This window comes from Nocardia takedensis NBRC 100417, from assembly GCF_000308695.1.
Lineage (GTDB): Bacteria > Actinomycetota > Actinomycetes > Mycobacteriales > Mycobacteriaceae > Nocardia > Nocardia takedensis.
Window position 1 is genome coordinate 99,074 of sequence record NZ_BAGG01000009.1, and the last position, 17,138, is coordinate 116,211.

At 70.2% G+C, this 17,138-nt stretch carries 18 protein-coding genes; 13 read left to right on the forward strand and 5 right to left on the reverse strand.

What is annotated here, in order from left to right; all coding sequences use genetic code 11:
• Positions 1 to 9: 9 nt before the first annotated feature.
• The 3 genes from ON30_RS02405 to ON30_RS02415 are packed head-to-tail and all read left to right on the forward strand — an operon-like array spanning position 10 to position 2,514.
• Positions 10 to 939, forward strand: a complete 930-nt coding sequence (locus ON30_RS02405; RefSeq protein ID WP_040703788.1) for a bifunctional MaoC family dehydratase N-terminal/OB-fold nucleic acid binding domain-containing protein — start codon at positions 10 to 12, stop codon at positions 937 to 939.
• Positions 936 to 1,340 (forward strand): MaoC family dehydratase, encoded by a 405-nt coding sequence (locus ON30_RS02410; protein ID WP_040703789.1) that lies wholly within the window; start codon positions 936 to 938, stop codon positions 1,338 to 1,340. The genes ON30_RS02405 and ON30_RS02410 overlap by 4 nt, the downstream gene beginning before the upstream one ends.
• Positions 1,333 to 2,514 carry a lipid-transfer protein gene (locus ON30_RS02415; protein WP_040703790.1) on the forward strand — a complete coding sequence of 394 codons (1,182 nt, stop codon included), beginning with the start codon at positions 1,333 to 1,335 and terminating at the stop codon, positions 2,512 to 2,514. Before ON30_RS02410 ends, ON30_RS02415 begins: the two co-directional genes overlap by 8 nt.
• A 103-nt stretch (positions 2,515 to 2,617) precedes the next feature.
• Here ON30_RS02415 and ON30_RS02420 read toward each other — a convergent pair whose 3' ends face one another.
• Together ON30_RS02420 and ON30_RS02425 are read right to left on the reverse strand one after the other, a co-directional pair.
• On the reverse strand, positions 2,618 to 3,829 hold the full coding sequence (locus ON30_RS02420; protein WP_051028868.1) for an RNA polymerase sigma factor: 1,212 nt from the start codon (positions 3,827 to 3,829) through the stop codon (positions 2,618 to 2,620).
• A gap of 174 nt (positions 3,830 to 4,003) precedes the next feature.
• Positions 4,004 to 4,426, reverse strand: a complete 423-nt coding sequence (locus ON30_RS02425; RefSeq protein WP_040703791.1) for a YciI family protein — start codon at positions 4,424 to 4,426, stop codon at positions 4,004 to 4,006.
• 106 nt (positions 4,427 to 4,532) lie between these two features.
• On the opposite strand from ON30_RS02425, the gene ON30_RS02430 reads away from it, so the two are divergent.
• A complete protein-coding gene (locus tag ON30_RS02430) occupies positions 4,533 to 4,961 on the forward strand; it encodes an NUDIX hydrolase (RefSeq protein ID WP_040703792.1) in 429 nt (142 codons plus the stop codon).
• A gap of 9 nt (positions 4,962 to 4,970) precedes the next feature.
• Here ON30_RS02430 and ON30_RS02435 read toward each other — a convergent pair whose 3' ends face one another.
• Positions 4,971 to 5,534, reverse strand: coding sequence for a TetR/AcrR family transcriptional regulator (locus ON30_RS02435; RefSeq protein ID WP_040703793.1), 564 nt, complete (start codon positions 5,532 to 5,534; stop codon positions 4,971 to 4,973).
• A 77-nt stretch (positions 5,535 to 5,611) separates the two neighbouring features.
• On the opposite strand from ON30_RS02435, the gene zapE reads away from it, so the two are divergent.
• The 6 genes from zapE (at position 5,612) to ON30_RS02465 (ending at position 11,006) form a co-directional block, all read left to right on the forward strand.
• A complete protein-coding gene (gene zapE, locus ON30_RS02440; RefSeq protein WP_245553907.1) occupies positions 5,612 to 6,619 on the forward strand; it encodes a cell division protein ZapE in 1,008 nt (335 codons plus the stop codon).
• 183 nt (positions 6,620 to 6,802) lie between these two features.
• Positions 6,803 to 7,747 (forward strand): DUF4129 domain-containing protein, encoded by a 945-nt coding sequence (locus ON30_RS02445; protein WP_040703794.1) that lies wholly within the window; start codon positions 6,803 to 6,805, stop codon positions 7,745 to 7,747.
• Complete coding sequence (locus tag ON30_RS02450; protein ID WP_040703796.1) at positions 7,744 to 8,241, forward strand: hypothetical protein; 498 nt, start codon at positions 7,744 to 7,746, stop codon at positions 8,239 to 8,241. Before ON30_RS02445 ends, ON30_RS02450 begins: the two co-directional genes overlap by 4 nt.
• 46 nt (positions 8,242 to 8,287) lie before the next feature.
• Positions 8,288 to 9,250 (forward strand): AAA family ATPase, encoded by a 963-nt coding sequence (locus ON30_RS02455; protein WP_040703797.1) that lies wholly within the window; start codon positions 8,288 to 8,290, stop codon positions 9,248 to 9,250.
• A gap of 107 nt (positions 9,251 to 9,357) precedes the next feature.
• Entirely contained in the window at positions 9,358 to 10,563 is a 1,206-nt protein-coding gene (locus ON30_RS02460) for a DUF58 domain-containing protein (RefSeq protein ID WP_373282478.1), read from the forward strand.
• On the forward strand, positions 10,560 to 11,006 hold the full coding sequence (locus ON30_RS02465; RefSeq protein WP_040703799.1) for a hypothetical protein: 447 nt from the start codon (positions 10,560 to 10,562) through the stop codon (positions 11,004 to 11,006). The genes ON30_RS02460 and ON30_RS02465 overlap by 4 nt, the downstream gene beginning before the upstream one ends.
• Positions 11,007 to 11,055: 49 nt before the next feature.
• Here ON30_RS02465 and chsH3 read toward each other — a convergent pair whose 3' ends face one another.
• Together chsH3 and kstD are read right to left on the reverse strand one after the other, a co-directional pair.
• Entirely contained in the window at positions 11,056 to 11,916 is an 861-nt protein-coding gene (gene chsH3 / locus ON30_RS02470; protein ID WP_040703801.1) for an enoyl-CoA hydratase ChsH3, read from the reverse strand.
• 30 nt (positions 11,917 to 11,946) lie between these two features.
• Entirely contained in the window at positions 11,947 to 13,656 is a 1,710-nt protein-coding gene (gene kstD, locus ON30_RS02475) for a 3-oxosteroid 1-dehydrogenase (protein WP_083911092.1), read from the reverse strand.
• A 105-nt stretch (positions 13,657 to 13,761) separates the two neighbouring features.
• Between kstD and ON30_RS02480 the strand changes: the two genes are divergently transcribed.
• The 3 genes from ON30_RS02480 to ON30_RS02490 are packed head-to-tail and all read left to right on the forward strand — an operon-like array spanning position 13,762 to position 17,133.
• A complete protein-coding gene (locus ON30_RS02480) occupies positions 13,762 to 15,387 on the forward strand; it encodes an FAD-binding protein (RefSeq protein ID WP_040703802.1) in 1,626 nt (541 codons plus the stop codon).
• Positions 15,388 to 15,409: 22 nt separating this feature from the next.
• The gene (locus ON30_RS02485; RefSeq protein ID WP_040703803.1) at positions 15,410 to 16,195 is read left to right on the forward strand and encodes a 2-keto-4-pentenoate hydratase; all 786 of its coding nucleotides are present in this window, start codon (positions 15,410 to 15,412) and stop codon (positions 16,193 to 16,195) included.
• Between the two features lie 29 nt (positions 16,196 to 16,224).
• Positions 16,225 to 17,133: an acetaldehyde dehydrogenase (acetylating) gene (locus ON30_RS02490; protein WP_040703804.1), complete on the forward strand. Its 909-nt coding sequence runs from the start codon at positions 16,225 to 16,227 to the stop codon at positions 17,131 to 17,133.
• Positions 17,134 to 17,138 lie beyond the last annotated feature (5 nt).

Sequence of the window (17,138 nt, forward strand, 5' to 3'; positions counted from 1 at the left end):
GAGATTCGCGTGCCCGACACGAGCGCACCCGAGGACATTCTCGCCGCCGCCGAACGGATCAGGGCGGCGGGAGAGAGCGCGCCGCGCACGGCCCGCGACCCGGTCAACCAGCCGATGATCAACAACTGGGTCGAGGCCGTCGGCGACGCCAACCCGATCTACGTCGACGAGCGGGCCGCCCGCGACGCGGGCCACCCCGGCATCGTCGCACCGCCCGCGATGGCCCAGGTGTGGACCATGTTCGGGCTCAACGGCGTCCGCCCGGCCGACGATCCGATGGGCGCGGTCACCGAACTGCTCGACGCCGCCGGATTCACCTCCGTGGTGGGCACCAACTGCGAGCAGATCTACCACCGCTACCTGCTGCCCGGCGAACAGGTGACGGTCACCAGTCAGCTCGACACCTTGATCGGCCCGAAGCGCACCGGACTCGGCGACGGCTGGTTCGCGACCTTCCGCACCAAGTGGTACGTCGGCGACGAAGTCGTCACCGAGATGCTGTTCCGCATCCTGAAATTCGCGCCCGGCGCGCCGAAACCGCCTGTGGGCGAGAAGGTCAAGCCGCTGGTCTCGCACGACACCGAATTCTTCTGGGAGGGGACGAAACTCGGCGAACTGCGGATTCAGAAGCTGCCCGACGGTTCGCTGCGGCATCCGCCCATCCCGGCGGTGTGGAAGGACAAGTCCGAGTGGACCGACTACGTCGTGTCCTCCGGTCGCGGCACGGTCTTCAGCTACGTCGTGCACCACGCGCCCAAGGTGCCGGGACGGCAGTTGCCGTTCGTGGTCGCGCTCGTGGAACTCGAGGAAGGCGTACGCATGCTCGGTGAACTGCGCGGCGTCGACCCCGCCGAAGTGAAGGTCGGACTGCCGGTGCGCGCCGGCTTCGAGGCGCTCGACGACGACGCCACGCTGCCCTATTGGAAGGTGAGCGAATGACGACCGCGACCGTCGGAACCGCGCTGCCCGAGTTGGTGATCCACGCCGACCCCACCTTCGTGATCAGCACCGCGCTGGCCACCCGCGACTTCCAGGACGTGCACCACGACCGCGACAAGGCGGTGGCGCGCGGATCAAAGGACATCTTCGTCAACATCCTCACCGACACCGGGCTGGTGCAGCGGTTCGTCACCGACTGGGCGGGCCCGCGCGCGATCGTGAAATCGATCGCCCTGCGCCTGGGCGTCCCGCTCTACGCGGGCGACACCCTCACCCTCACCGGCACGGTGACCGCCGTGACCGGCGACGACGTCGAGATCGAGGTCATCGGACGCGACAGTCTCGGCGAGCACATCACGGCCAAGGCCGTCATCGCGATCCCCGGAGGTCAGGGTGCGTAACGAGCAGGCGCTGTCGGGGCGCGCGGCGATCGTCGGCATCGGCGCCACCGACTTCTCCAAGGAATCCGGCCGCAGCGAACTGCGGTTGGCCGCCGAGGCGGTCAACGCCGCGCTGGCCGACGCGGGCCTCAAGCCCGAAGACGTCGACGGGCTGACCACCTTCACCATGGACACCAACACCCAGGCCGCCGTGGCCAGGGCCGTCGGCATCCCGCACCTGAACTTCTTCTCCCACATCGGCTACGGCGGCGGCGCGGCGTGCGCCACCGTGCAGCAGGCCGCGATGGCCGTCGCCACCGGCATCGCGGACGTCGTGGTCGCCTACCGCGCGTTCAACGAACGCTCGGTGTCGCGGTTCGGGCAGTTCTCCACCGCGTTGGCCACCGCCCCCACCTCCTCCGGCATCGACGCGGGCTGGTCCTACCCGCACGGCCTGGGCACACCCGCCGCGCAGGTCGCGATGGTCGCCCGCCGCTACATGCACGTCTACGGGGCGACCAGCGAGGATTTCGGCCGCGTCGCCGTCGCCGACCGCAAGCACGCCGCCGTCAACCCCGACGCCTTCTTCTACGGCAAGCCGATCACCCTCGACGACCACCAGAACTCCCGCTGGATCGCCGAACCCCTGCACCTGCTGGACTGCTGCCAGGAATCCGACGGCGGCGTCGCGATCGTCGTCACCAGCGTCGAGCGGGCCCGCGAACTGTCGAACACCGCCGCCGTCATCACCGCCGCCGCGCAGGGCAGCGGGGCCGACCAGTACGTGATGACCAGCTACTACCGCGACGAACTCACCGGCCTGCCCGAGATGGGCCTGGTCGGCGAACAGTTGTGGCGGCAGAGCGGACTCACGCCCGCCGACATGCAGGCCGCCATCCTCTACGACCACTTCACCCCCTTCGTGCTGATGCAATTGGAGGAGTTGGGGTTCTGCGGGCGCGGCGAGGCCAAGGACTTCATCGCCGACGGGGCGATCGAACTCGGTGGCCGCCTGCCACTCAACACCCACGGCGGCCAACTCGGCGAGGCATACATCCACGGCATGAACGGCATCGCCGAAGCCGTCCGCCAGATCCGCGGCACCTCGGTCAACCAGGTCGACGACGTCCGCAACGTACTGGTCACCGCGGGCACCGGCGTCCCCACCTCGGGTCTGGTCCTGTCCGCGGGCTGAGCACGGGTGCGTCGGTCCCGCGAACGCCGGGACGCGGTCCGCGCGTGGCGTGTCGGGCCCGCCCGGCGTTCGCCGGGCCGACGCGCCCAGGTCGGGAGCGCTCTCAGTCGGGGATTTCGAGACGGGCGGCCTTGCGTAGCAGCAGGTCTCGTTCGCGTTCGTTGCCCGCCAGGGCGGCGGCGGCTTCGAGTTCGGCGCGGGCGTCCTCGCGACGGCCCAGGCGGGTGAGCAGTTCGCCGCGGGTGGCGGGCAGCAGGTGGTAGCGGGCCAGGCGGCCGTCCGCGACCAGCGCGTCCACCAGGCGCAGGGCCGTGGCCGGGCCCGCGGTCATCGAAATCGCCGCGGCGCGGTTGAGTTCCACGACGGGCGAGGGCGCGATCCGGCCCAGCGCGTCGTACACCAGCACGATGCGCTGCCAGTCGGTGTCGGCGAAACTCGGCGCCGCCGCGTGACATGCGGCGATGGTGGCTTGCAGGGCGTACGGGCCGCGCCCGCGTCCCATCGCGTCCACGCGTGCCAAGGCCGCCTTGCCGCGGGTGATACTCGACCGGTCCCAGCGGCGGCGGTCCTGATCGGCCAACAGGATCGGGTCGCCGTTGACATCGGTGCGGGCCGGGAACCGCGCGGCCGTCAGTTCCATCAGCGCGACCAGTCCGTGCGCCTCCGGTTCGTCGGGCACCAGCGCCGCCAGCACCCGCGCCAGGCGCAGGGCCTCGCGGCCGAGATCCGCGCGCAGCCAACTGTTCCCGCGACTGGCCGCGTATCCCTCGTTGAACATCAGATACAGCACGCCCAGCACACCGGCCAAGCGCGTCGGGAACTCCTCGCGCGCGGGTACCTCGAAGGGCACGTGCGCGGCGGCCAAGGTCTTCTTCGCCCGCACGATGCGCTGCTGCACCGTCGCGGTGGGCGTCAGACACGCCTTCGCGATCTCCTCGCCGGTCAGGCCGCCCACCACCCGCAGCGTCAGCGCCACCTGCGCCTCCCGGTTCAACACCGGATGGCAGGAGACGAAGATCAGGCGCAGCACGTCGTCATCGATGCGGTCGGGATCCCAAGGCGGGGAATCGTCGCCGGCCGTGGCCAACTCGTGCGCGATGCTCGCCAGGCATTCGGCATAGCGTTCGTCGCGCCGCCACCGGTCCACGGCCTTGCGTTTGGCGACGGTGGTCAGCCACGCGCCGGGGTTCTTCGGAACCCCGGCCTCGGGCCACTGCGCCAGCGCGTCGACCAGCGCCTCCTGCGCCAGATCCTCCGCGACCCCGAAATCGCCGACCGCGCGGGTCAGGGTCGCGACGATCTTCGCCGACTCCATCCGCCAGACGGCCGCGACGGAGCGCCGCGCGGACTCCGCGTCCCGACGCGCGGTCGTCTCCGCGTTCTGAGGCGCAGTGGTCCCCGCGTCGGGACGCTCGGTGGCGTCGGGGCGCCGCGTCGCGGGCTCGTCCATGGCGGATATTCCTCGGGCTGGTCGAATCGGGGGAGCGGTTCAGGACTGGCGGGCGGCGATCTCCTCGCGCCAGCCCTCCTCCTTCTGGATCCACTCGTTGTCCTGCGGGAAATCCTTCGACTCCACGACCCGGCGCACCTCGAGTTTGGAGCCGGGGCCCAGCGGGGCGCGCTTGGCCCATTCGGCGGCTTCCTCGCGCGAGGCCACCTCGAGCATCCAGAAGCCGCCGAACATCTCGGTGGTCTCCCCGTACGGTCCGTCTGTCACCAGCGGTTGGTCGGCGGCGAAATCCACCACGAACCCTTCCTCCGGTTCGGTGAGCCCCTCGCCGCCGATGAGCACGCCCGCCTTCATCATCTCCTCGTTGTAGCGCCCCATCTCCTCCATGATCTGCTCGAACGGCTTCTCCTTGGACGCCTCGATCGCTTCGTCGGTGGACCGCATGATGAGCATGAACTTCACGATGTTTCTCCTTCGTCGGTGGGCCGTGTCGACCCTCTCACCCATACCGTCGATCGAGAAGAACCGATATCGACACCGCCGCGAAGTTTTTTCGAAGGAGTTTCCGATGCCCGCATCCCACCTGGTCGACGCGCACATCCTGCTCCGGCGCGACGGGGAATTGCTGCTGAGTCGGCGGCGCAGCGGCGACGAGTTCGACGGCCGCTGGCATCTGCCCGCGGGCAAGGTGGAGGCGGGTGAATCGGTCGCGGCGGGCGCGGTGCGGGAGGCGCGCGAGGAGATCGGCGTGGAGTTGGACCCCGCCGATCTGACACTGGTCCACGTCGCTCACGTCGTGGCTCCGGGCCGTCCAGCGCGCCTGGGCCTGTTCTTCGAGACCCGGCGGTGGGCGGGCGAGGTGCGCAACGTCGAGCCCGACAAATGCTACGAACTGCGCTGGTTCCCGGCCGATGCACTCCCCGCGGACATCATCGCCTACCCGCTGCTCGGCATCGACCCGCCGGCGCTGTATTCCGAATACGGCTGGGGCAACTGAAGCGCGCGACTACGGGGCGATCGCGCCGCGCAGGTAGGCCGACAGCAGTCGGCGGAGTCGGGCGGGCCGGTCCTCGGGGGCAGCGGACAGTTCGGTGAGGACCGCGCCTTCGAGGACCGCGAGGAAGTCCGCCGCGAGCGGGGCCGGTTCGTCGCATCCGAGTGCGCGGAACAGGTCGGTGGCCCGCTCGGGGGAGAACAGGCTGCGGGCCAGGCGCGCGCGGAGATCGGGCTCGGGCAGCGGGTCGACCAGCAGCGCTTGACGGGCGATCAGGTGGTGGCGACGGGTGGTGAGCATCCGGTCGAGTCGGTCGGCGACATCTCGCGCGACGGTCTCGGCCGTGAGGTCGCGCGGCGCGGCGGTCGCGAGGAAGTCGGCGCGCGAACGCTCGGTGAGATGGTCGGCCACGGCGTCGAGCAGTGCGCGGCGGGTGCGGAAGTAATAGGACGTCGATCCGGCGGGCAGGTCGAGCGCGGTGTCGAGCGCGCGGTGGGTCAGCGCGCGCAGACCGGCCGTCGCGATCAGGTCGACGGCGGCTTCGGCGATCAGGGTTCTGCGGTCGGTTGTGGACATCCTCACCTTCGGTGGTCGCGAGCGATCCGTGCCTCTACAAATGTAGAGGACGCCGTTACGTGACGCGAGGGGTGCGCATGAACAACACAGCCGGTCGACGCCATGCCGAAGCGCCGGGGATGAACTCCGACCCGCTCGAGGTGTCGGACCTGGATGACCGCCAGCGCGCCGTCGCCGCGCGACTCGCGCGTCTGCTGGACCGGCGGGGACGCCCGCGCCGCAACGCTCGCGGGGTCTACCTGTACGGCCCGCCCGGTCGGGGCAAGACCATGCTGGTGGATCGGTTGGTGGCGTCCGCCGATCCGAAGCGGGTGCTGCGGCGGCACTTCCACGAGTTCTTCGCCGAATTGCACGCGGCGGTCCGGGCGACGGGCGCGATCGAGCAGGCCGTGCGGCATTCGACGCGGGAGGCTCGGTTGTTGTGTTTCGACGAGTTTCACGCCGAGGACATCGGTGACGCGATGATCGTGGCCCGGGTGCTGGATCTGCTGTTCGCCCGGGGTGTGGTGCTGGTGACGACCTCCAACTGCGCCCCCGCGGAGCTACTGCCCAATCCGCTGTTCCACGACCGTTTCGTGCCGACCATCGACGCGCTGACCGCCCGGATGGACGTGCTGGCCTTGGACGGTCCGGTGGACTACCGCACGCGGGCGGGCGGTCGGCGGACGGGATTCGCGGCGGGCCGCTACCTGGTCGGCCCGTGCCGGGCGGTCGAGGAACCGGGGCGGGTCGCGGTGGGGCACAGCGAAGTGCGCGCGCTGCGGGTCGACGCCGAGGAGGTGGTGTTCGCGTTCGCGGACCTGTGCGGCGCGCCGGTCTCGGCCGCGGACTATCTCGCGCTGACCCGCCGTTTCCGCCGCTGGACGCTGACGGAGGTGCCCCCGTTGGCCGCCGCGCCGCCGGACCGGGTGACGCGCCTGCTGAATCTGGTCGATGTGCTCTACGACACGGATCGGGAGCTGTCGGTGTATGCCCGCGCGCCGCTCGCCGAACTGGTGCGGGAGGTGTCCGGGATTCCCGGATTCGCCCGGACGGTGAGCCGACTCAGTGAGATCGCACAATCTGATCGGGGGTCGGATTGGTAGCTGTATCAGGTGCGGTAGAGCGGTACGATCGTACCGACATCCGGCGATAAACCCGAGGTGGTCCGAAGTATTCGATTCCTTCCCCGGCGGACCATTCGGCATGTAACGATGTGGCTGTTTTGTGGCAGTCCTGAGATTCGGTGGGTAAGTCGGTTGGTTCGAGCGCGAGCGGCGACAACGCGCGTGATCGTGCTGATCACGCTGGTCGTCTGCGCCGTGATCGCCCTGCGCGGCTACGTTCCCGGCGCGGCGGAGCACGGTCCGCCGACGGAGGTTCCCTCGGCGGTTGCCGTGGCGCTGATGCCGGTGCTGTTCACCGTGTCGGTGGTCATCCTCGTGGCCGGAGTCATAGCGAGCAGACATCGCCTGCCGCTGGCGATGCCGGAGACCGAACGCGACGACGACGTCACCTCCTGGCAGTTCGGCCGCATCGGTCTGGTCGTCCTGGTCGCCGTCACGGTGCTCGCCATTCTGGCCGCCCTCGCCTCGCTCGCCTACGTCGTCCTGGACGCGACCCCGCGCGACTATCCGCCGCCCCCGGCCGCCGCGACCCCGACGCCGACCGCCACCACCGACCAACCGGCCGCCGACCCGGGCGATCCCGTCCCCGCCGAAGGGTTGGAGGGACTGGCGCTGGTGGTGACGATCGGCGCGGCGGGGGTCTTGGTCGCGGTCGGGCTGATCGGGATGGGCTCGGTGGTCTACATGGCGCGCAAACCGGTGGCCGCCGAGGAGGAGCAGGCCGCCGAGGCCGCGCCCGCCGTGGTCGACTCGCTGGTCATCGCGGCCGAGATGGGTCTGGCCGCGATGAACGCGCCCGGTCAGGAACCGCGCGCGGCGATCATCGCCTGCTATGTCGCGATGGAACGCGGCCTGGCCTTCGACCGGGCCGCCGCACCGCTGATCTCCGACACCCCGACCGAGGTCCTCGCGCGCGCCTTCGAGCACGGCGCGCTGCACGACGCCTCGGCCCGTGAACTGGTCGCGCTGTTCGAGGAGGCCCGGTTCAGTCCGCACGCCATGCTCGAATGGCAGCGCCTGCGCGCCGAACAACTGCTGCGCGTGGTCCTGGCCGACCTGCAGAGCAAACAGAGTGCCGCCAACCAAGGCGCGGAGGTGGGCGTATGACCCGGGTGGCGGTGATCGGCTTCGCGGTCGCGGCGGCCGCGGTGATCGAGGTCCTCGCGGTGTTGCGCGGCCCGGACCTGCTGATGGCGGCCGCCGCGATCCCGGTGGCCTACGCCATGTTCCAGCTGACGGTGTCGTTGCGCGACCGGGGCGCGGGCGCGCCCGAGGACCTGCCGGAGGAGATGGAGAACGGCCCGGCCGAGATGCTGCAACGCTGGCAGGCCAGGGCCCAGATGCTCGCCGACCGCGCGGAGGGCACCCGCGCGGACTGGGACCGGCACCTGCGGCCCCTGCTGGCCAAGGAATTCGAGTTGTCCACCGGCCTGCGGGTCGCCAAGAACAGGAAGGCCACCGAGACCGCCGGACTCCTGCAATTCGGACCCGAACTGTGGCGGTGGGTCGACCCCGCGAATTCGGCGCTGCGCGACCAGGTCACGCGGGCCCCGGGCCGGGCGACGCTGGACGAGATCCTGCGTCTGCTGCAACGACTGTAGAGCGAATTCCCGACACGGATTGGTTGGAACAAGTGCGAGTGGACATATGACGATGCCGATGGACGCGACCGTCCAGAAGACCGAGGCCGTCCTGCGGGAGTTGTCCCGCGTGGTCGTCGGCAAGCGCGACGAGTTGCAGTTGATCATGATCGCCGTGCTGTCGGGCGGACACGTCCTGATCGAGGATCTGCCGGGCCTGGGCAAGACGTTGATCGCGCGGTCGTTCTCGGCCGCGCTCGGCCTGGATTTCACCCGGGTGCAGTTCACTCCCGACCTGCTGCCCGCCGACCTGCTCGGCTCGACCATCTACGACATGTCCTCGGGGCGGTTCAATTTCCGTCGCGGACCGGTGTTCACGAACATGCTGTTGGCGGACGAGATCAACCGGACGCCGCCCAAGACCCAGGCGGCGCTGCTGGAGGCGATGGCCGAGGGGCAGGTCAGCATCGACGGCGAGACCTTCCCGCTGCCGCAGCCGTTCATCGTGTTGGCCACCGACAACCCGATCGAGTACGAGGGCACCTATCCGCTACCTGAGGCGCAGTTGGACCGGTTCGCGATCCAACTGCGCCTGGGCTACCTGTCCGAACACGACGAGACCCAGATGATCCGGCGCCGACTCGAACGCGGGTCGACGCCGCCGCAGGTCGGGCAGGTGGTGGACGCCGACGGCCTGCTGCAGATGCGGCAGTCCGTCGAATACGTCACCGTGCACCCGGATGTGGTGTCCTACGTGGTGGCGCTGGCGGCGGCCACCCGCGCGCATCCGCAGGTGGAGGTGGGCGCGAGTCCGCGCGCGGAACTGGATCTGGTGCAGATGGCGCGCGCCAGGGCGCTGCTGCTGGGCCGCGACTATGTCGTCCCGGAGGACGTGAAGGCGCTGGCGGTGCCCGCGATGGCGCACCGGATCACCCTGCGCCCGGAGATGTGGGTGCGGCGGATCAGGGGCGAGGACGTCATCGGCGAATTGCTGCGCCGCCTGCCCGTCCCGCGCGCCACCGTGACATGAGCGCCTCCGAGGTCGCCGTCGTGAGCGATCGGCGCGCGGCGCGGCATCGGAACTCCAGCGCCACCGTGGAGGCCGAATTACGGTGGCGGCCCGCCGCTCTGGTGTACATGCTGGCGGTGTGCGCGGCGGCGGCGCTGGTCGCGGCGGTCCTCGCGGGCCGCTGGCAGCCCGTGGTGTTCGCGGCACCGATGATCGGGGTGCTGGCGACGGCGCCGTGGCAGCGGACCAAGACCAGGATTCAGGTCGACGGCGGCCCCACGCTGCGCTGTTTCGAGACCGAGGAAGTGGTGCTCTCGGTGGCGGCGTTCGTCGACTCGGGGCACGCGCTGCTGCGGATGAAGCCGCGCGCCCTCGACGGACTCGGCGTCACCGTCGAGGCCACCCGCGACTCCGGGGAGACACCGGCGGGCCTGCGTTTGGCGCTCACCGCGGACCGGTGGGGTCGCTACCCGTGCGAGGTGAAGGTGACCGCGCTGAGCCCGGCCGGGCTGGCCATCGCCACCGCCGTGCTGCCCGCGGGTCAGCTCTACGTCTACCCGATCGCCGACCCGCAGCGGTTGATGCTGCCGCGCACCGAACTGCCCGACCGCCTCGGCACCCACCTGACCCGCAAGCACGGACCCGGCGTCGAATACGCCGACATCCGCGCCTACGCGCCGGGCGATCAACTGCGCCTGGTGAACTGGGCGGTGAGCGCGCGGCGCGGACGGCTCTACGTCACCGAACGGCTGACCAACCGCGCCGCCGACGTGGTCGTGCTGGTCGATGTCTCCCAGCAGGCGCCGGGACCGGCCACCGACGCGATGGAGCGGTCGGTGCGCGGCGCGGCGCAGGTGGTGCAGTCGACTCTCCAGGCGGGGGACCGGACGGCGGTGGTGTGCCTGGGCGGCGCGCCCCGCTGGCTGCGCCCCGACATCGGCCGCCGCCAGTTCTACCGGATCGTGGACACCGTGCTCGGCGTCGGTGACGAGCACCTCGAGACCACCGGCACACTGGCTCCGTACGCGGCGGTGCCGCTGGGCGCGATCGTGATCGCCTTCTCCACCTTGCTCGACACCCAGTTCGCGCTGGCGCTGATCGATCTGCGCAAGCGCGGGCACGTGGTGGTCGTGGTGGATGTGCTGCGCGGCACGCCTTTCCGCGAAGGACTCGACGACACCTTGGCGCGCATGTGGCAGTTGGAGCGCGCGTCGATGTACCGGGACATGGGCACGGTCGGCGTGGACATCGTGGCCTGGCCCGAGGACACCAGACTCGATCAGGTCATGAAACTGGCTCCCGAGCACCGTCGCACCATGCGGGTGCGCCGATGACCCGATTCCTCGCCGTTCTGTCGGGCGCGCTGCTGGTGCTCGCGGTCACGCTCATGCAGCCCTTCGCGGCCGTGCCCGCGCTGATCCTGGTGGTGGCGGGGTGGTGGCTGCGCCCGTTCGCGGTGGCCGCGGTCCTGGCCGCGCTGGCCGTGCTGGTGCTGGCCGACACCGGCGTGATCGCCTCGGCCTCGGTCGGACTGGTCGCCACCGCCTACCTGTTGAACATCGCGACGGTGTCCGCGCCGGTCGGCGTCGTGCCGACCACCATTCCGTCGGTGGTGGGCGCGGTGGTGTTCGTGGGCTGCGCGGTCGCGGCGGCGCTGCTGCCGGTGCGGATCGCCTGGGCCCCGCTGGTCGCGCCCGCCGTGGTGTTGGTGCTCTACGGCCTGCTGGTGCACGGTCTTTCGGTGCGCTGGCGCGGCGAGCACGCCGTCCGGGAGTGACGCGCGACGGCCCGCCGCGCGTACGCGACGGGCCGATCGGGTGGACCGCTCAGCTCAGGCTCAACACCACGTCCGCGAGGACGGGCGCGTCCTCGCGTTCGACCACGGTCGCGGTGAGGACGAGTTCGCCCTCGCCGCGCCAGATCCGGGTGCGGATGGTCTCACCGGGGTACAGCACGCCGGCGAAACGCGCGCGGAATCCGGTGATGCGCGCGGCCTCGGAGTCCAGCGCGGTGTCGGTCGCGGTCTTGCAGACGATGCCGTAGGTGCACAGTCCGTGCAGGATCGGATTCGGGAATCCCGCCGCGCGGGCGAACTCCGGGTCCGAATGCAGCGGGTTGCGGTCGCCCAGCATCCGGTACAGCAGCGCCTGCTGCGGCAATGTCGGGGTGCTGACGTCGAAATCGGGTGCGCGGTCGGGCAGTTCGGTCTTGCTGCTCGGTCCGCGTTCGCCGCCGAATCCACCCTCGCCCTTGGCGAAGATGGACGAGCGCGCGGTCCACAGCGGTTCGCCGTCGGAGCCGACGGCGGTGTGCTCCTGGACGACCACCGCCGCCGAACCCTTGTCCCACACCTCGGCGATGCGGCGGCCCAGAGTCGCCTTGCCCGCGGCCGGGATGGGCCGGTGCAGGCGGATCTCCTGGTATCCGTGCACCACTTTCGCCAGGTCGATGTCGATCCCGGGGAAGCTCACCTTGGGCGGTTCGGTCTCGTGCAGGGTCGGGGCGACGGCGGCGAAACTGGGCAGGACCTGCGGGGCGCGGTCGTCGAGGTAGCGCAGTTCGGCCGGGTCGGTCCAGCGCGCGCCCGCGCCGAGGCCGAGGTGGTAGAGCTGCACATCCGAAGGGGTCCAGGCGAATTCGCGGCTGGGGAGCTCCGCGCCGAGCGCGATCTTCGGGTCAATGGGCATGGTTACCCCTTCGGGGACGGGTCAGGACGGTCACGCGTGTGCCTCCGCGGAGGGCGTGCCGGACTTCTTGCGGTCGACGATATCGAGCACGGCCAGGTAGCCGAAGGTGATCGCGGGACCGATGGTCGCGCCGGGGCCCGCGTAGGTGTGGCCCATCACCGGGGTGCTGGAGTTGCCCGAGGCGTAGAGGCCGTCGATGGCCGAACCGTCCTCGCGCAGTACGCGTCCGGCGGTGTCGGCGACCAGGCCGCCCTTGGTGCCCAGGTCGCCGGGCACGATCTTGGCCGCGTAGAACGGCCCCTGCACCAGTCCGGCCAGGCACGGGTTCGGCTTGACGGTCGGATCGCCGTAGTAGCGGTCGTAGTGGCTGTCGCCGCGGCCGAAGTCCTCGTCCTTGCCGGTCTCGGCGAAGGTGTTGAACCGGGCGACGGTCGCGCCGAGGTTCTCGGCGGGCACGCCGATCGCGGCGGCCAACGCCTCGAGGCTGTCGGCCTTGACGATGTTGTCGTTCTCCATCCACCGCGACGGGAACTTCAGGCCCGGTTGCAGGCCCGCGAAGATGTAGCGGTTGCGGTAGCGCTGGTCGAAGACCAGCCAGGCGGGGATGTTCTCGCCCGGACCGGGGCCCTGCCCGTTCTCGCCGCCGTACATGGTGTGCACGGCCTCGACGTAGGGCGCGGATTCGTTGCCGAAGCGCTTGCCCTCGGCGTTGACCATCACGCAGCCGGGCAGGTTGCGCTCGGCCAGCGCGAACCACGGTCGCCCGTTCTTGAAGATCGTCGGACCCCACCAGGCGTCCTCCATGAAGCCGACCGCCGCGCCCGCCTCCATGCCCGCCAGGATGCCGTCGCCGGTGTTGGCGGCCGCGCCGGTGGTCCATTCGGTGGTGATGGGCTGACGCTGGTATTTGGTGCGCATCTCGGCGTTGTGCTCGAATCCGCCGGTCCCCAGGACGACGCCGTAGCGCGCGGTGAAGCGCACCGGTTGCCCGTCCTGTTCGGCCTCGACGCCGGTGACCCGGCCGTCCTCGACGATCAGTTTCGTCAGCGGGGTGTTGAGCAGCAGCGGGACGTCCGCGTCGAGCAGGCCCTTGCGCATCGCGGCGATGATGGCCTGACCCATGACCATCAGGTGTTTGTTGGTCCATTTGGCCCAATAGGTCCGCGCGCCGACCCGCATCGCGCGCAACATGCCCTTGGGGTGGCGGCGGATCAGGTTCAAGCGCACGAAATCGGCCTGCATGACCGCGACGTTGAGCGGGGCCTTGGCGTAAGGCGGTTCCAACTCGAAGCGCGTCTCGCCCAGGACCTTGGCGTTGAACGGCGTCGGTTCGCAGGAACGGCCCTGGCCCAGACCGCCGGGGGCCTCCGGGTAGTAGTCGGAGTAGCCGGGCACCCAGCGCATCTTCAGCGGGGTGTGATCGAGAACGAAATCGAAGGCTTCGGCGCCGCGATCGATGTAGGTGTCGATCCGCTCGGCGGGGACCGCGTCGCCCACGATGCTGTGCAGGTAGGTGCGGGCGACCTCGCGGTCGTCGGTCCTGCCCGAAGCCTTCAGGGCCTTGTTGCCGGGGATCCACACACCTCCGCCCGAGCGCGCCGTGGAGCCGCCGTAGTGCGCGGCCTTCTCGATGATCACGGCGCTGAGCCCGTGGTGCGCGGCGGTGAGCGCTGCGGTCATGCCTGCGGCCCCGCTGCCGACCACCACCACGTCGTATTCCCGATCAGTCATGTAGAACACGTTATAGAATGATGGCGCTGTTGGTCTATGTTGAGAGGCAGAAGACTTGCTCGACACCCCAGTAGTCGAGGAAACTCGTTTCAGTTTCGGACCGGAGTGAAGTGTATGGCCCTCGAATGGGACCTGACCGCGGATGTGGTCGTCGTCGGATACGGCGCGGCGGGGGCGTCGGCCGCGCTGGAAGCCACCGCCTCGGGCGCGCAGGTGCTGGTCCTGGAGCGATTCACCGGCGGCGGCACCTCCGCGCTGTCCGGCGGGATCATCTACGCGGGCGGCGGCACCTGGGTGCAGAAAGCCGCGGGCGTCGCCGACACCCCCGAGCAGATGCTGGCCTACCTGCGCCGCGAGGTCGGTGACGCGGTCCGCCCCGAAACCCTCGAACGCTTCGTCGACCGCAGCCCCGAACTCATCGACTGGCTCACCGGACACGGCGTGCCCTTCGAAGCGTCGCTGTGCCCCTACAAGACCTCCTACCCCAACGACAGCTACTACCTGTACCACTCGGGCAGCGAGGTCTCCGGCTACGGACGCGAAGTCGCCGAACCGTTCCAGCGCGGTCACCGCGTCAAGGGGCGCGGCACCTCCGGCAAGAAACTCACCGGCCCCCTGTCGGCCTCGGCCGCCGCGCACGGCGTGCGCGTGGAAACCCTCACCCGCGTCACCGGACTCGTCACCGACGACAACGGCGCGGTCATCGGCCTGGAATGCCTGTCGCTGCGCGACGCCCCCGGACGCGTGCGCGACCGCTTCGCCCGCATGGCGAAGATCGCCGCCAAACCCGGCATCTACTACCCGCCGCTGCGCCGGGCGCTACAGAAACGGCTCGACGCGCTGGAGCGCCGCTACGGCCGCACCCTGCGGGTCTTCGCCCGTCGCGGCGTCGTCCTCACCGCGGGCGGTTTCATCGCCAACCGCGACATGGTGCGCGAATACGGTCCGCAATACCGCGACGGACTGCCGCTGTCCTCCCCGGGCGACGACGGCAGCGGCATCAGGATGGCCGAGAGCGTCGGCGCGGTCACCGACCACATGGGCAACATCTCGGCCTGGCGGTTCCTGCTGCCGCCGAGCTCCTTCACCGGATGTGTCCTGGTCGACGCGCAGGGGCAGCGCGTCATCGATGAGACCCGCTACGGCGCGGCGGTCGGCCACGCGCTGGTCAACCACCACGGCGGCAAAGGCTGGGTCCTCGCCGACGCGCGCCTGATGAAAACCGCGCTCTCGCAGATCCACAAGCAGGGCGCGTGGTTCCAGCGCGGCCAGTTCGAGGCCATGCGGCGCACCGCCGTGCGCGGTCGCACCCTCGAGGAAGTCGCTGCCAAGGCGGGCGTCGACCCGGCCGGACTGCGCGCCACCGTCGAAGCCCACAACACCGCCATCGAGACCGGCGCCCCCGACCCGGTCGGCAAGCCCGCCGAATTCACCGAACCGGTCCGCGACGCCCCGTTCTGGCTGTTGGATGTGAGCATCAGACCCAGCGTCATCAACCCCTGCCCGATGCTCACCCTCGGCGGCGTCGTCGTGGACGAGCAGACCGGCGCGGTCGTCGACGAGCGCGGCGCGGCCATCCCCGGCCTGTTCGCCGCGGGCCGCACCGCCGTCGGGATCTGCTCCAACTCCTACGTCAGTGGCCTGTCGCTGTCGGACGCCGTCTTCTCCGGACGACGCGCGGGACTCAACGCCGCCGCCGAAGCGGGCCGAACCACCACCGCGCTCACCGACGCGCGATAACCCAGCGGAAGGAATCCCCAGCGTGCTGTCCGATGCGGTACGAACCGAACTCGCCGACGAACTCGCCCGCGCCGAACTCGACCGGGTCGCCGTCGACAAACTGGTCGACCGACACCCCGACATCGACGTGGTCGACGCCTACGAGATCCAACTCCTCAACATCCGCCGCCGGATCGCCGACGGCGCCACCGTCATCGGGCACAAGGTCGGCCTGTCGTCCAAGGCGATGCAGCAGATGATGGGCGTCGACGAACCCGACTACGGTCACCTGCTCGGCGACATGGAGGTCTTCGAGGAAGTCCCCGTCGACACCTCCCGCTACCTGCTGCCCCGCGTGGAAGTCGAGGTCGGATTCGTCCTCGGCGCCGACCTGCCCGGAGCGGACTGCACCGAAGCCGACGTGCTCGCCGCCACCGTCGCCTACGCGCCCGCCATCGAACTGATCGACTCCAGGATCAAGGACTGGAACATCGGTCTGTGCGACACCATCTCCGACAACGCCTCCTCCGCGGGGTGGGTGCTCGGCCGCGAACGCGTCGCACCCGCCGACATCGACATCAAGGGCATCGACGCCGTCCTGACCCGCAACGGCGAAGTCGTCGCCGAAGGGCGCAGCGACGCCGTCCTCGGCGACCCCGTCATCGCGGTGGCCTGGCTGGCCCGCAAGGTCGCTTCCTTCGGTGTGCGGTTGAAAGCGGGCGACATCGTGCTGCCCGGATCCTGCACCCGCGCCATCGACGCCCGACCGGGCGACAACTTCCACGCCGAGTTCGCCGGACTCGGTTCCGTCCGTCTGCAATTCACCTGAGCTCCAGCCATCCTCGAGGAGGCCCCACCGTGTCCAACGGGACCGTCACCGCCGCGATCGTCGGATCCGGCAACATCAGCACCGATCTGCTCTACAAACTGCTGCGCTCGGAAACCATCACGCCGCGCTGGATGATCGGCATCGATCCCCAGAGCGAAGGCTTGCGCCGCGCCCGCGACCTCGGACTGGAGACCTCGCACGAAGGCGTCGACTGGCTGCTCGCCCAGCCCGAACTGCCCGACCTGATCTTCGAGGCCACCTCCGCCTACGTCCACCGGGCCGCCGCACCCCGATACGCCGAGAAGGGCATCCGCTCGGTCGACCTCACCCCCGCCGCCGTCGGGCCCGCCGTCGTGCCGCCGGTCAACCTCGGCGACAACATCGACGCCGAGAACGTCAACATGATCACCTGCGGCGGACAGGCCACCATCCCGATCGTCGCCGCCGTCTCCCGCGTCGTGCCCGTCCCCTACGCCGAGATCGTCGCCTCGGTCGCCTCGGTGTCGGCCGGACCCGGAACCCGCGCCAACATCGACGAATTCACCAAGACCACCTCGCGCGGCGTGGAAACCATCGGCGGCGCCGAACGCGGCAAGGCGATCATCATCCTCAACCCCGCCGACCCGCCGATGATCATGCGCGACACCATCTTCTGCGCCATCCCCGAGGACGCCGACACCGACGCCATCGCCGAATCCGTGCACCGCATGGTCGCCGACATCCAGCAGTACGTGCCCGGCTACCGACTGCTCAACGACCCGCAGTTCGACCCGCCCTCGGTCATCTCCGGCGGCATGGCGAAGGTCTCGGTCTTCGTCGAGGTCGAAGGCGCGGGCGACTTCCTGCCGCCCTACGCGGGCAACCTCGACATCATGACCGCCGCCGCCACCAGGGTCGGCGAAGTCATGGCACAGCACATCGTCACCGCCCGGGTGTGAGGAGC

What these genes read in the sequence shown, in the direction of transcription:
- ON30_RS02455 (WP_040703797.1), top strand. Translation starts at nt 8,288, where the DNA reads ATGACGATGCCGATGGACGCGACCGTCCAGAAGACCGAGGCCGTCCTG.
- zapE (WP_245553907.1), top strand. Translation starts at nt 5,612, where the DNA reads ATGAACAACACAGCCGGTCGACGCCATGCCGAAGCGCCGGGGATGAAC.
- ON30_RS02450 (WP_040703796.1), top strand. Translation starts at nt 7,744, where the DNA reads ATGACCCGGGTGGCGGTGATCGGCTTCGCGGTCGCGGCGGCCGCGGTG.
- ON30_RS02410 (WP_040703789.1), top strand. Translation starts at nt 936, where the DNA reads ATGACGACCGCGACCGTCGGAACCGCGCTGCCCGAGTTGGTGATCCAC.
- chsH3 (WP_040703801.1), bottom strand. Translation starts at nt 11,916, where the DNA reads ATGCCCATTGACCCGAAGATCGCGCTCGGCGCGGAGCTCCCCAGCCGC.
- ON30_RS02480 (WP_040703802.1), top strand. Translation starts at nt 13,762, where the DNA reads ATGGCCCTCGAATGGGACCTGACCGCGGATGTGGTCGTCGTCGGATAC.
- ON30_RS02465 (WP_040703799.1), top strand. Translation starts at nt 10,560, where the DNA reads ATGACCCGATTCCTCGCCGTTCTGTCGGGCGCGCTGCTGGTGCTCGCG.
- ON30_RS02430 (WP_040703792.1), top strand. Translation starts at nt 4,533, where the DNA reads ATGCCCGCATCCCACCTGGTCGACGCGCACATCCTGCTCCGGCGCGAC.
- ON30_RS02435 (WP_040703793.1), bottom strand. Translation starts at nt 5,534, where the DNA reads ATGTCCACAACCGACCGCAGAACCCTGATCGCCGAAGCCGCCGTCGAC.
- ON30_RS02460 (WP_373282478.1), top strand. Translation starts at nt 9,358, where the DNA reads ATGCTGGCGGTGTGCGCGGCGGCGGCGCTGGTCGCGGCGGTCCTCGCG.
- ON30_RS02420 (WP_051028868.1), bottom strand. Translation starts at nt 3,829, where the DNA reads ATGGAGTCGGCGAAGATCGTCGCGACCCTGACCCGCGCGGTCGGCGAT.